This window comes from Xanthomonas sp. 1678, from assembly GCF_031455575.1.
In the GTDB taxonomy this organism is placed as follows: domain Bacteria; phylum Pseudomonadota; class Gammaproteobacteria; order Xanthomonadales; family Xanthomonadaceae; genus Xanthomonas_A.
In genome coordinates this window covers 95,626-108,916 of the sequence record NZ_JAVDSZ010000004.1, presented here as the reverse complement: position 1 = coordinate 108,916, position 13,291 = coordinate 95,626, and the positions used below count along the sequence as shown (strand labels likewise).

General features: G+C 61.9%; 10 protein-coding genes. All 10 read right to left on the bottom strand.

Annotation, left to right across the window (positions count from 1 at the left end; genetic code table 11):
- Positions 1-32: 32 nt before the first annotated feature.
- Complete coding sequence (locus J2Y70_RS09720) at positions 33-827, bottom strand: FkbM family methyltransferase (protein ID WP_309916551.1); 795 nt, start codon at positions 825-827, stop codon at positions 33-35.
- A gap of 47 nt (positions 828-874) precedes the next feature.
- Positions 875-1,672 (bottom strand): sugar phosphate isomerase/epimerase family protein, encoded by a 798-nt coding sequence (locus J2Y70_RS09715; RefSeq protein WP_309916547.1) that lies wholly within the window; start codon positions 1,670-1,672, stop codon positions 875-877.
- Positions 1,669-2,625, bottom strand: a complete 957-nt coding sequence (locus J2Y70_RS09710) for an aldo/keto reductase (RefSeq protein ID WP_309916544.1) — start codon at positions 2,623-2,625, stop codon at positions 1,669-1,671. Before J2Y70_RS09710 ends, J2Y70_RS09715 begins: the two co-directional genes overlap by 4 nt.
- Positions 2,626-2,656: 31 nt before the next feature.
- Positions 2,657-4,705 (bottom strand): glycosyltransferase, encoded by a 2,049-nt coding sequence (locus tag J2Y70_RS09705; RefSeq protein ID WP_309916541.1) that lies wholly within the window; start codon positions 4,703-4,705, stop codon positions 2,657-2,659.
- Positions 4,705-5,634 (bottom strand): GDP-L-fucose synthase, encoded by a 930-nt coding sequence (locus J2Y70_RS09700; RefSeq protein ID WP_309916538.1) that lies wholly within the window; start codon positions 5,632-5,634, stop codon positions 4,705-4,707. The genes J2Y70_RS09705 and J2Y70_RS09700 overlap by 1 nt, the downstream gene beginning before the upstream one ends.
- Positions 5,635-5,773: 139 nt before the next feature.
- Positions 5,774-8,209: a methyltransferase domain-containing protein gene (locus tag J2Y70_RS09695; RefSeq protein ID WP_309916535.1), complete on the bottom strand. Its 2,436-nt coding sequence runs from the start codon at positions 8,207-8,209 to the stop codon at positions 5,774-5,776.
- A 4-nt stretch (positions 8,210-8,213) separates the two neighbouring features.
- Positions 8,214-9,584, bottom strand: a complete 1,371-nt coding sequence (locus J2Y70_RS09690; RefSeq protein ID WP_309916532.1) for an ABC transporter ATP-binding protein — start codon at positions 9,582-9,584, stop codon at positions 8,214-8,216.
- A complete protein-coding gene (locus tag J2Y70_RS09685) occupies positions 9,574-10,416 on the bottom strand; it encodes an ABC transporter permease (protein ID WP_309916529.1) in 843 nt (280 codons plus the stop codon). The genes J2Y70_RS09690 and J2Y70_RS09685 overlap by 11 nt, the downstream gene beginning before the upstream one ends.
- 5 nt (positions 10,417-10,421) lie before the next feature.
- Positions 10,422-11,645 (bottom strand): cystathionine gamma-synthase, encoded by a 1,224-nt coding sequence (locus tag J2Y70_RS09680; protein WP_309916526.1) that lies wholly within the window; start codon positions 11,643-11,645, stop codon positions 10,422-10,424.
- Positions 11,646-11,727: 82 nt separating this feature from the next.
- On the bottom strand, positions 11,728-13,098 hold the full coding sequence (locus J2Y70_RS09675; protein WP_309916522.1) for a pyridoxal-phosphate dependent enzyme: 1,371 nt from the start codon (positions 13,096-13,098) through the stop codon (positions 11,728-11,730).
- Between the last annotated feature and the right edge of the window lie 193 nt (positions 13,099-13,291).

The following is a 13,291-nucleotide window of genomic DNA, read 5'->3' as shown; positions in this document are numbered from 1 at the left end:
GCGCGGACCGTCGACGTTGAATCGGGCGATTCTCATCTCCCGACCCCGGGCAGGCGCTCAACGGGAATGAAGAAGACGTTGAGGATCGGACCGCCGTCGAAATCCACGAAGGAATCGGATTGCTTCAGGTAACGGCAAACCCGGTAGTTCCGGCCGGCGAAGAACTCGGCAAGATTCGGATAGCTGAGGGGATTGTGCTCGACCATGAAAGCCGGTCGGCACCTGTCGATGGTGTTGGCCAGCCCGGCCACCACGGAGTCCTCGAGTCCTTCCACGTCGATCTTCACGACGTCTACCTGGAGGTTCAGCTCGTCGAGCGGAATCACCTGCACCACGTTCTCGACCAGCTGGACATGCCGGGAAAGGCCGTCGATATTCATGTGCTTCTCGAGGTTGGCACGCACCGCCTCGGGGTTCATCGACGCATAGTTCGTGAGCGCGAAACCCCGGTACACCGGGGTGAAGAGCGTGAAGGACGCCGCACCGCGGCCAGCGCCGACCATGCGGAAGTCGAAGGGCCAGCCCTTCGCGCGAAGCGCGGCAAGCGACGCCTCGTGCGCGGGATTGGGCTCGATCGAGAAAATCGACTTCTGCGGCCGAAGGTGATGCATCGACCGGGCGGAGAGCCCGTCGTTGGCGCCCACGTCCAGCATCAGGTCGCGATCATTCGCCAGCTTGCTCAGGCCATGGAAGTCCGCGTCGTGCGGCAGCATGAACGGCAAACGACCCACTACTCTGCGCGAAAATATGTAGAGATAGATGTTCGAGACAGCAATTCGCTGCAGCACGTCCTTGATCCGGAATACTGTTTTAAGTGGAGCAATCATGTGCAGGCACCTAGGAAAACACTATTGAGATAATGTGAGGCTGGATATCAGTTCTTTCCGAACGCCGCCGCCACGGCTTCCAGCGAGCTGAACAGGTCTGCCAGGCCAAGATTTTTCATTTCCAACGAAACCCAACCGGCATATCCTTCCGCCTTCAACAGTCGGGCCAGCTCCGCATGTTCCGGGCGCAGGGCGACTTTCACCAACGACGGCTCGCTGATCTGTACATGACTGACGTAGGGGATAGCGGCAACCACCGATTCGATGCGCTCGTTATTGGCGATGATCGTTCCCACGTCCAGATTCAGCCGCAGAGACGGAGAGTCGATGAACCGCACAAGCGCCAATGCCTCGGATGTGGTATTGAGGTAGTTCGTGCCGTAAAGCGTCGGATTAGCCTCCATCCCGATCACCACGCCCTTCCGCTCGGCGTAGGCCGCACAGTCCGAGAAGAATCGAACCCCTATCGGATACTGCCCCGCATTTTCGATGACCCGGTTTTTAGGACATCCGAAAACGATATGAGGCACGCCGACCTCCACAGCAAAATCAATTGCCGAACGGGTGTATTGCAGCAGGAAATTGCGCTCATCTTCCGACCCGAAAATCCGCTCGCTCAATCCATACCAGACCGACTGCATGGAGCATGTATCCAAGCCCCATGCGCTGCGGAATTCCGCGACCATCGATGCCGCCAGGCGCCGGCTGTGCGGCTCGTACGGATTCACCGGAACGAGCCGGGTTGGCGCAATCTCCAGCCCGGAGAAGCCCTCGGCCTTCAGCTTCTCGAAAACAGCTTGGTCATCTTCTGATCCCCAACCGATATTGGACGCTGCGAGCTTCATCTACATTCCTCTGATGGAAAATCCACGCGCGCCCAGAACTCGTCCGGAATGGCGGTTTGCAAGGCGCGCACGTTTTCCTCCAGTTGAGCGGTACTGCTGGCCCCCAGCACGGGAAGGACGCCTCCCCTGAGCACCCACTGCAGCGCCGCATGACTTCCTTTCACATCGAACTCTTGGCAAGCATTGACGAAGTGATCGATCCGGGCCTTGTTCTGCTCGTAGATCTTCTCCGTCTTGTCGTAGCCAATCTGCTCGCTTTTCGAGATACGGGATCCGGAGGGGACGCCATCGCGGTACTTACCGGTCAACAGGCCTTGCGCCAGTGGCGAAAAACCAAGCATTCCCACCCCATTTGTCTCACAGAAAGCCCTGACGCCGTTGGCATCAATTCTGTTGATCGCATACGAGAAAATGAACTGTTCCAGGATCGGCTTCTCCATGCCGAGGCGATCACATACTTCATGGCATTCCAGCAGCGCCTCAATGGGCCATTCGGAAGTGGCCCAGTACAAGATCCGCCCGGAATCGATCAGGCGGTCATACGTCCTGACCACCTCCTCCATTGGAACCTCGGGATCGTAGCGATGAGCGTAGTAAATATCCACATACTCGACGCCGAGCCGTGAGATCGATTGCTCGAAGGCCCAGCGGATGTGCTTTCGGCTCAACCCCTTGTGGTAGACATGAGGGCCGATCGGCCAGGAGCCTTTGGTCGCCAAGGCAAATTCTTCCCTGGGGTATCTTTCCAATGCCTGCCCCAGCAGGGATTCGGCCTTGCCCATTCCATAGTTGTTGGACGTGTCGAAAGAGCGCATCCCCAGATCCCAAGCCGCATCGACCATTTCCCGGGCGAACCCGACGTCTGTCTTTTCGGTGCCAATTGTCAATGCACTGCCGAAGGTGAGGCTCGACAACTTCAAGCCGGAGCTTCCTACCCTGACGAACGAATTCATGTCCATACCCGTAGTCCGTGTAGTAATGAGGTCACTTCCGGTGACGCAACCTAGTATTAAGCCATGACAGGCCACTGACGTGCCAGATCTTGCGAGCAACTACATAAAATGGGCGCACGCGCTGCGCGAAGTAGTTGAAGCGATCCATGCCCGGAATGACGGGAGTCGCCGGCAGGCCATGCCCGCTGAGCTTGTCGGCGACGGCCACGGCCGCTGGCGACTCGTGGAAGGCGTCGTACAGCGCATTGATCTCATGCGAGAAGTTGGTGGGCATGTCGTACTGCAGCGCCCAGAAACCCTTCGCGGCAACCTGCATGTGCATAGCGTTGTAGTGGTGGAAGTAGCCCTCGTTCTCGCGCAACGTGAGATGACGTGAGCGATGAAGTTCGACATCCGCGTCACTCGCGCGCAGCACGAGGGCGAGCGCCAGCAGGATGTCGAACCGGACCAACGTCGACAGATCCAGCGTCGCGAGCGCTTCGCGGCTGAAGAACAGTGTACCGAGCTGATGCTCTGCGATGCTGTCCTGGGTCCAGCGGTACAGGCCGACCGAACTGCTGTTGCGCAGGATGCCGCCAGCGCTCGCCGGCGCCTCTGCCTTGAATGCGTTGACGAAGAAGCCGGAAACGAACACGGTGGGCCGCTTCTTCAGCGCGACATGCAACGACCAGTCGAGCGCCTTCTCAAAATAGTCGTACTGCGGGAAGTCTAGCTGGTTGAAGAACACCGCATAGTCGCCCTCGACCAGGCCGGCAGCGTCGAACAGCTTGGAACCCAGGCGCTGCTTGTTCCATTCACCCTCATCACCCTGTGGAGGCGAAAAACGGAATTCGACGTTGGTCGGCTTGTCGGCTGGCGCGTTCTCGCGCCAGCGCGGGCTGCGGACCGTGATGCGCACGCGATGGCGCGACTGGTTTTGAAGTTCCGCCGCAGCGCGCAAGATGTGGGTCAGGTTCGGGAACACCTGCTCACCACTATCATCGTCCTGCTTGGTCCACGGATCGTGGTCGATCAGGACCACGTCCACGACGACACCGGCATCTGCAGCAGCCAATGCAGCATGATGCTCCTCTTTGATCGCCGCCAGAGTCGCGTCGAGCTTGGTTTCGAATGAGTACTCTTCGGCGATCAGCTTCTGCGCTGCGCGAACGCGCCGATTCGCCTCCTCGGGATCGGCCAGGATCTGGTTCAGCGCCGCTTGGATGGCGTTGGCGCGCTCCTGCTCGGTCTCCCCGGAGAAGTAATACACCAGATCCCCGAACTGCTCGATGACATGTGGGTTGCGATCGGAGATGACCGGCGTACCTGACACTAGGCCTTCGAACACACGACCGGAGGCCGTGCGCGACTTCAGGTGCGCGGGCGAAGAGACCGCCAGCACCGCACCGTACTGTCGCATGGTTTCGAACATGCTGACGCCGTCGAATGGGATCTCGCCGCGGTAAGAGGTGAAGCCGGCCCACGGATCGATGCCTTCCAGTTTGCGCGGCCCATAGAAGTCGGCGATGCCGCGCTCCTGCAGCACATCTAGCAGGCCCTGGGCACGGCCGGACTTGCCGCTTCCGCGCTCCCAGTTCACACCGCAGTAAAAGACCTTGGAAGCTTCTGCGGCCGCTGCAGCGCCGCCCAGCGGATGCGGCGGCACCAGCGCGCTGCGCGACGCAGAGCCGATCAGCGACAGACCCTTGTCCTGCCACTCACTGCCCAGCACCTGGCGGATATGTTCCTTCAGCAATGCCGAGCCGTTGAACAGATAACCATCGTAAGCGCGCAGATGCTGGATCAGGTTGATGCGGTAGTTGGACTGGAAATGCATGAATTCCAGCGGATTGGCTACCCAGAGGAACGTGCGCAGATTCAGGAACTTCGGCGTGTCGTAGTGGAACGAAATAGCGAAATCGTACTTGTCAGGCAGATGTACATCGTTGATGCACTTGCCGGTCGCGACGTCGAATCCCAGGAAGTCCACCACGGTGATGGGATAGCCAGTCTTCCTCATTTTCTCGATGAGTTCGTACTCGGCATTTTTGATCTTAGGCCACTGGGAGATCACCAGGACCCGAGGCACCGCTGACGACATCACAGCGCTCCTTCATGGGCGATATACCAGTCCCAGGTCTTCTGCAGGCCCTCCTTCAGCGTGTTGTCGCTGCGGAAACCAGTCGCGTCGATCTTACTAAGGTCGTAACCGAGATATTCGCGACCGTTAGGCTTGCTCAGGTCCCAGTCCACGCGGCCCTGCATCCCAGACACCTCCGTCAGCGCCTCGACCATCTCGCGGATGGTGTAGACGTTGCCGCTACCGATGTTGACCGGGCCTTGGACGTTATCCATCGCTAGTAGCGCGGCCTTGGCGGCGTCTTCCACGAACAGGAAGTCGCGCTGGGCGGTACCATCCCCCCACACCGCGACGCGGCCACCATTGCGCTTGGCTTCGTGAAAACGCTTGATGAGGGAGGGGATCACGTGGCCCTGCTCGGCGTCGAAGCGATCGCGCGGCCCGAACAGGTTGCAGGACACGATATAGGTCCAGTCCAGCCCATAGCTTTCACCATAAGCGCGCAGCATACCCAGCATGGCGCGCTTAGCGTGCGAGTAGGAATCTTCGGACTTGTGCGGTTCGCCCATGAAGATCATGTCTTCGGTGAAGGGCTGCGCCGGCGGCGGATACGGATACACGGCACCAGTCCCCATCACGGCGATCTTGCGCACGCCGGCCTTCTGCGCCGCGTCCACCACGCTGGTGTTGATCAGGACGTTGTCGTAGAACGACAGCGCCTTGTTCTTCATGTTCCCCATGATGCCGTAGACACGACCGGCGCCATGGAATACATACTGCGGCGCTATCTTCTCGAAATAGCGGCGCGTTGCAGGAAGGTCGACCAGGTCGCATTCCTCGCGACCCACGGGTACGACGTTGTGATAACCCAGTGCGCGGAGGTGCTCGACCATCGCAGAGCCGAACAGGCCCCGCGCACCGGTCACTACGATCTTGTCTTCCTTCTTCATGCCATTCCCTCTAACCAATTCAAAACGCATCCACAGCTGCGGACGACGAAATATATAAGCAATCCCCATACGCCGCGCCGGTCGCCCTGAGGCGACAATGGCAACATCGTCACACACGCGGCTTGCCAAGCCCAACGACTCACACCACTTTTGGCTCCCGATTCGCCAGTTCAGCGTAAGCTGATTCCAGCCGTCCGGTCCGATCGATCAGTTCCCGGCTAGCCAGATCCAATGCCTCTGTGCGTTCGACAAGCAAGGACCGCAGTTCGTCGAGCTCGGCCTGCAACGCTCGCGTCCGTGCATCCGATTCCTCGAGAAGCCTGGTTCGTTCCGAAAGCTGCGCACTGACGTCTTCTAGCTGCCGCGTACGATCGATGAGGATTTCTCGCACGCTGACCAACTCGTCAGTACGGCTAACCAGATCGGTGGTCGCGTTTTCCAATCGCAAGGTGCGATCATGCAACTCTGATCGCAGCGTACCGAGTTCAACATCGCGGTAGCGTAGCTGTGAGCGACCTTCTTGCTGATCACGGGTAACGATTTCATATTCATTGGCGAAACTCGCATCCAGCGCACGAACATCGATCTCGCCTCCCGCCGCCAGCAAATGGATACCATTGGCGCAGCGCGCCAGATTATCCCACGCCAGCGCGTATTCGCGGATACCATCCCCATGGTTGAAGAGATTCGGATGCTCCGGCAGCAACAGCACGTCGTCCAGGCTCACCGATAGCAGGCGGCGGCCCACCTCCAGCCCCTGCAGCCAAAGATCATGCGCCTGCTCCTCTCGGCCCAGCGCCAGGGCCAACCGCCCCGCCTCGAACCACGACGCGGTCGTCTTGGTCAGCAAGTGTACGCCGAAGGCTCCTGCGTCGATCCGGGCACAGGCAACGAACGCATCGATGGCCGCGTCGAGCTTCCCCTGAGCGCGCAGCACCGCTGCCTTGACGTAGGCGAGCGACACGCGCCAGCGCAGAACCATCCGCCCTTCGCCCGGGGCCTGAATGTAGTTGTCGATCCGCCCCAACAGCGCGTCGACGGTTGTCGACGACGGCAGCACCGATTCCAGCAGCGCATAGGCTTGCACGCACAGCGCGGCACCTTCGTCAGCGGACCCGGCAGCCGCCTGCTTCAGCACACTGGCAGCATATCGCCCGCGCAACGCAGCAGAGGAGGCACGTTGGCCAATCGTGATCATGGATAAGCCCAGCCACGGGTTGGCGTATTCCTGGGCGTATTGCACTGAAGGATGGCCGGACGCTGCGACGTGGTCAAATACACGTTCTTCGTAAGTGGCGGCGGCAAAGGGCGACTTCATCCCCACCATAAGCCACCATTCCGCGCTCCAGGGTTCTCGCGTCTGCGGGTCGACGGGATACAGCTCGCGCTGCTTCCTTTCCCAGACGAAGCGTTGACCGACGACCTTCGCCTGACTGGCCGACTGCACGTACGCAGCTTCCACATCGAAATCGTTGGCGATCTCCGTGCGCAGGCGATCGAGGTCGTACACGTGCAGGTGGTAAGGATTGGGATCCTCGCCACTCTCGTCGCTCCAGTCGTTGGGCACGCTGACGATTACCCGCCCGCCCGGTGTCAGCACGCGCTCGAACTCCTTGAGCAGACCTTGCGGATCTTCCACGTGCTCGAGCGTCTCGAAAGAGATCACCGCGTCGAAGCTGGCATCGGGGTAAGCGTGCAGCGCTTGCGGCAGGTAGCCGCATACGTAGGCACCGCGCGACCGATCGCCTGCATAGCAGAGGTTGGCATAGTCGACGGCATACTCGCTGCCATCGATCCCGGTGACGCTGGAGGCACGGGTCAGCGCGCGGACGACGTGACCGCCATAGCCCAGGCCGCAGGCAGCATCGAGTACGCGGTCATTGGGGCGGATGAAATCGCAGGCCCACTGATAGCGGATCACGTGCGCGTCGGAGCGCTCGCCGGTATCGCGCAACATGTCCATGTGCAGGCCGCGCTCCTCTTCCAGCGCAGAAAGCGGATAGGCGGCCAGTGCGGCGTCGGGAATGCGTTCGAGCGCCACGAGGATGTCGCCGTTCTCATGGTTGAGCGAGTCGTAGGGATTGAGCCGGTAGTAGCGCGGATGCTTGCGAAAACCAGCGGCAAAACAGAGCCGCTCCCACCAGGCTCGGGTCCGCGCGACGCCATTTTCATTGATGGATGCCGAGGCAAACCGCAAGATGGCGTCGCGACTGCATACGCGGCGGATTTCCGCCAATGCCGCACGCAGGCCTTCCTCATCCATGCATTCAAGGCAGCCATCGGACACGACGACCTCGAACTGACCATCATCGAAGGGCATCGCCCGGGCATCTCCTTGGATGAAGCGGCCGGGCATTCTTGCGTTGGCATCGTCGACGAGCGCACCATCGAGTTCGAGTCCGCTTGCATCGACGCCCTGGCGCAGCAAGGCCTCGGTCAATCGCCCTGCGCCTGAACCAATGTCGAGCACCTTGGCCAGACCGCATGCCGTGACAACGGCATTGGCGAGCCCAGCGCTGCGTTCATTCGAATGGGCCGGACTAGCGCCTCTTGCTTTCATTCTCTTCACCGCCATAGATTCAGTTTCCTTGCCGGCGCCAAGTGGCGTTCATGCGCAGATCGATGACACCGCCGAAGAAGTACTCCTCCTTCCGCATCAGCACCTGAAAGAACGCTGCCTCGTCCACCCAGTGCAGCATTCGCTGCGCCAAATAGTCGGGGGTATCTTCATGAGACACCGACGCTTGCACTTCGTACAGATTGACGCCCAGCACGCAGTCGCATTCGAGTTCTACCTCGAAACGTTCGCCTGCGTGAATCTGGCGCCGCCAGAAAGTTTCGGCGGAGGGATTCTCCGCCATGCGCTGCATGTCCTGATTCAAGGTGCCCCAGGAGTAGAGCTTGACGCCTTCCTTGTTGCGGATGCGCACGCCCACAGACAACTTGTCCGTGGTGATCTGCGACTCGCAGACCACCTTGATGCGCAGCCGTTCGCCGGGATAGAACACGCTGACACCGGAGCCGTCTGCCGCAAGGGTCGTGACACTAAGGATGCGTACCCCACCGTCGCCGAAGGTCAGCCGGTCCGAACCAATCATCGACGCAACCGGCGCCTGCGCCGTATCTGTCTGCGCCGGCTCTTCGCTCTTCAGCATGTCCGTCAGGCTACTGAAGTACGCCGCTTCTTCGTCATGCAAGAGCCTGCGGTAATTCAGCACCACATTGGCCGACGAACCCCAGTCCAGCTGTCTTCCGTTGCTCAACAGCAAGCAGCGGCTGGTCAACGTCCGCACGCTCTCCTGATCATGCGAGACAAATAGCAAGGACATGCCGTCGGAGACCAGCTTCTCGATCCGCTGGAAGCAGCGCTTCTGGAACAGCGCATCGCCGACGGCCAACGCCTCGTCCACGATCAAGATGTCCGGCTCGACCTGCACCTGCACCGCGAATGCCAGGCGCACCAGCATGCCGCTGGAGTAGGTCTTGACCGGCTGGTCGAGATGATCGCCGATGTCAGCGAACGCCGCGATGGCATCGAACTTGCGATCGACTTCATCAGCAGTGAACCCCAGCAGGGCAGCATTGAGATACACATTTTCGCGGCCGGTGAACTCGGGGTTGAAGCCCGAGCCGAGTTCGAGCAGCGCGGCTACGCGCCCCTTCACCTCGACACGCCCCTCAGTCGGGGCCAGCGTGCCCGTCACGATTTGCAACAAGGTGCTCTTGCCACTGCCATTGCGGCCCAGGATGCCGACCGATTCACCGCGGCGGACATCGAAATTAACGTCGCGCAGGGCCCAGAACTCGCGAAAGTACTCACGCTGGCCCAGGCCGGCGGCACGGCGCAGGCGCGGCAGGACGAACTGCTTCATCCGGTCGCGAGGCGTGTCGTACATCTCATAGCGCTTCGACACCGACTCGACGTGGACAACGATCTCGTCAGAGGACATCGGCGAAACCCTTACGCGTTTTCTGGAACCAGGCATATCCGAACATCAACACCGCCACCCCGACCGCCATCGCCAGGCTCCACTGCGGCAGACGCGGCAGTTGCCCGAAAACCAGCACGCTGCGACTATCTTCGATGATGTAGGTCAATGGATTGAGATACATCCAAGGGCGCACCCACTCCGGCAGCGACGCGGCCGGGTAGAACACCGGCGAGAGAAACAGCATGACACTGGAAAGCACACCGGTGACTTGGGAGATATCGCGCAGATAGACCCCCGATGACGCCAACAGCCACGACAGGCCCGTCATCATCAGGATCAGCGGCAACATGACCAGCGGGAACAGCACCGCAGTCCACGGCACGCCGACACCCAACACGATCTGCGCAATCAATAGCACCAGCATGCTGATAGCCAGGTGGAACAACGCCGAGCCGATCAGCACCCAGATGAGCGCGTCCAACGGGAAGATGACCTTCTTGACGAAGTTTACGTTGGCGATGATCAGAGTCGGTGCCTTGTTAAGGCACTCGGAAAAGAACCCGTGCACCGCCAAGCCGACGAAAGCCAGTACCGCAAAGTTCACCTTGTCCACCGGGCCTTCACCAACCCAGCGCACCTTCATGACGGTAGTGAAGACGAAGGTGTACACCGTCAGCATCAGCAACGGGTTGAAGAACGACCAAGCCGTGCCAAGGAAAGAACCGCGATAGCGACCGATCACCTCGCGCCGGATCAGCTGGCGCAGGAGCTGGCGGTTTCTCACTAGCGACCGGATCAGGGCGAGTGGACTGGCCGATACACGGTTTCGCGCATGGACTTGTGCGGACATGCGTTTCAGGACTCCCTGGACGACCGGCCCCGGGCTCCCAGCTGGTCGGTCAACGCCTGCTGCAAATCCACCCGCAAATCCCCCACATCCTCGACCCCCACGCTCAACCGCACCAAGCCATCGCTGATGCCGAGCTGTTCGCGGCGGGCGACCGGGATGGAGGCATGGGTCATGACCGCAGGATGGTTGACCAGGCTTTCCACGCCGCCCAGCGATTCGGCCAGGGTGAACAGCTCGGTCTTCTCGCAGAAGCGCTTGGCCGCGTCGAAGCCGCCCTTGAGCACGATCGAGACGATGCCGCCGAAGCCGGACATCTGCCGCTGCGCCAGGGCGTGCTGCGGATGCGAGGCCAGGCCGGGGTAAATCACCTTCTCCACGGCCGAGTGGGTATCCAGCCACTGCGCCAGCGCCAGCGCGTTGTCGCAGTGCGCGCGCATCCGCAGCGGCAGGGTCTTGAGTCCGCGCAGCGCCAGGAAGCTGTCGAACGGGCCCTGTACGCCGCCCACCGAGTTCTGCAGGAACGCCAGCTGCTCGGCCAGTTCGGCATTGGCGCCGACCACGGCGATGCCGCCGACCATGTCCGAGTGGCCGTTGAGGTACTTGGTCGCCGAGTGCACGACGATGTCCGCGCCCAGTTCCAGCGGGCGCTGCAGCATCGGCGAGGCGAACGTATTGTCCACCACCACCAGCAGGCCGTGCTGGCGCGCGATCGCGGCGATCGCGGCGATGTCGACGATCTTCAGCATCGGGTTGGTGGGGGTTTCGATCCACACCATCCGGGTCTTGGGCGTGATCGCCGCTGCGAACGCGGCCGGATCGGTCAGGTCGACGAAGCTGAAGTCCAGCGCGGCGGTGCGCCTGCGCACACGCTCGAACAGGCGGTAGCTGCCGCCGTACAGGTCGTCCATCGCCACCACATGGCTGCCGCTGTCCAGCAGCTCCATCACCGTGGAGGTGGCGGCCATGCCGGAGGCGAACGCGAAGCCGCGCGAGCCGCCTTCCAGCGCGGCGACGCAGCGCTCGTAGGCGAAGCGGGTCGGGTTGTGGGTACGCGAGTACTCGAAGCCCTGGTGTTCGCCGGGGCTGGACTGGGCGTAGGTGGAGGTCGCATAGATCGGCGGCATCACCGCGCCCGTGGACGGGTCCGGATGCTGGCCGCCATGGATCGCCAGGGTCGCCAGCGACAGCGCAGGGCCGTCGCCATTGGGGTTGGACGTGTGGTCCGTCATAAGGGGTTCCCGGAGAAGGGGCGTGATTCTAGCAGCGAGGTCTGAACGGCCCCCTGTACCGGGAGCCGTCCACGAGGCACCGTCACTGGACGCGGCGGCGCAGGTAGTTGAGCAGGTCGATGCGGGTGATCAGGCCGAGGAAGGCACCGTCGTTCATCACGATGGCGACCTGGCCGCGGTCGAACACCGGCAGCAGGGCCTCGATCGGCGATTTCACGTCGAGCCGGTCGAGCTTGCTGACCATGGCCGTGGAGACCGGGTCGCGGAAGCGGGCCTCGTCGCCATAGACGTGCAACAAGACGTCGCTTTCGTCGACGATGCCCACCAGTTGGTCGCCATCCATCACCGGCAGCTGCGACACGTCGTACAGCTTCATGCGCTGGTAGGCGGTGGTCAGCAGGTCGTTGGGGCCGACCACCACGGTGTCGCGCTGGCTGTACGGGCGCAGGATCAGGTCGCGCAGGTCGCCATGCTGCGGGCGCTCCAGGAAGCCGTTGTCCAGCATCCAGTAGTCGTTGTACATCTTCGACAGGTACTTGTTGCCGGTGTCGCAGACGAACACCAGCACCCGCTTGGGCGCGGTCTGCGCGCGGCAGTACTTCAGCGCCGCGGCCAGCAGGGTGCCGGTCGAGGAGCCGCCGAGGATGCCCTCCTTGGCCAACAGCTCGCGCGCGGTGTGGAAGCTCTCGGCGTCGCTGATCGAATAGGCCTTCTTGACCCGCGAGAAATCGGAGATGGCCGGCAGGAAGTCCTCGCCGATGCCCTCCACCAGCCAGCTGCCGGACTTCTCGCTGACCGTGCCCTGCTCGATGTACTCGGTCAGGATGGAGCCGACCGGGTCGGCCAGCACCAGTTCTGTGTGCGGCGAGGCGGCGGCGAAGGCGCGCGACAGGCCTGTCATGGTGCCGGAGCTGCCGCAGCCGAACACGATCGCGTCCAGCTTGCCGTCCATCTGCCGCAGGATCTCCGGCCCGGTGCCGAACTCGTGCGCGGCCGGGTTGTCGGGATTGCCGAACTGGTTGACGAAGTAGGCGCCGGGGGTCTCGGCGGCGAGGCGCGCGGCCAGGTCCTGGTAGTACTCGGGATGGCCCTTGGCCACGTCCGAGCGGGTCAGCACCACTTCGGCGCCCATCGCCTTGAGGTTGAAGATCTTCTCCCGGCTCATCTTGTCCGGCACCACCAGGATCAGCTTGTAGCCTTTCTGCTGGGCGACCAGGGCCAGACCGATGCCGGTGTTGCCGGCGGTGCCTTCGACCAGCACCGCGCCGGGCTTGAGTTCGCCGCGGCGCTCGGCCGCCTCGATCATCGACAGGCCGATGCGGTCCTTGATCGAGCCGCCGGGGTTGGCGCTTTCCAGCTTCAGGTACAGCTCGCACACGCCGGTGTCGAGCTTGCTGGCCTTGACGATGGGGGTGTCGCCGATCAGGTCGAGTACGGAAGAGTGAATGGCCATCGCGTCCGGATGCATCGCGCCGTCATAGCGGCTGGACCGGTGATTATCCGCGGTATGCGCCGGAATGTCAGACCGGGGCGCGGAATCGGCATGAAAAAAGCCGCGATCGCGGCTTCGGTGGGGAGATGGCGCGGACGGTGGCGAGCCGACGAGGAGGCCGGCCACCGCCCGCGACAAGTGAACGCGTCGTGGG

Coding starts and splice junctions, on each gene's coding strand:
- J2Y70_RS09720 (WP_309916551.1), bottom strand. CDS start 827: ATGATTGCTCCACTTAAAACAGTATTCCGGATCAAGGACGTGCTGCAG.
- J2Y70_RS09715 (WP_309916547.1), bottom strand. CDS start 1,672: ATGAAGCTCGCAGCGTCCAATATCGGTTGGGGATCAGAAGATGACCAA.
- J2Y70_RS09710 (WP_309916544.1), bottom strand. CDS start 2,625: ATGAATTCGTTCGTCAGGGTAGGAAGCTCCGGCTTGAAGTTGTCGAGC.
- J2Y70_RS09705 (WP_309916541.1), bottom strand. CDS start 4,705: ATGTCGTCAGCGGTGCCTCGGGTCCTGGTGATCTCCCAGTGGCCTAAG.
- J2Y70_RS09700 (WP_309916538.1), bottom strand. CDS start 5,634: ATGAAGAAGGAAGACAAGATCGTAGTGACCGGTGCGCGGGGCCTGTTC.
- J2Y70_RS09695 (WP_309916535.1), bottom strand. CDS start 8,209: ATGGCGGTGAAGAGAATGAAAGCAAGAGGCGCTAGTCCGGCCCATTCG.
- J2Y70_RS09690 (WP_309916532.1), bottom strand. CDS start 9,584: ATGTCCTCTGACGAGATCGTTGTCCACGTCGAGTCGGTGTCGAAGCGC.
- J2Y70_RS09685 (WP_309916529.1), bottom strand. CDS start 10,416: ATGTCCGCACAAGTCCATGCGCGAAACCGTGTATCGGCCAGTCCACTC.
- J2Y70_RS09680 (WP_309916526.1), bottom strand. CDS start 11,645: ATGACGGACCACACGTCCAACCCCAATGGCGACGGCCCTGCGCTGTCG.
- J2Y70_RS09675 (WP_309916522.1), bottom strand. CDS start 13,098: ATGGCCATTCACTCTTCCGTACTCGACCTGATCGGCGACACCCCCATC.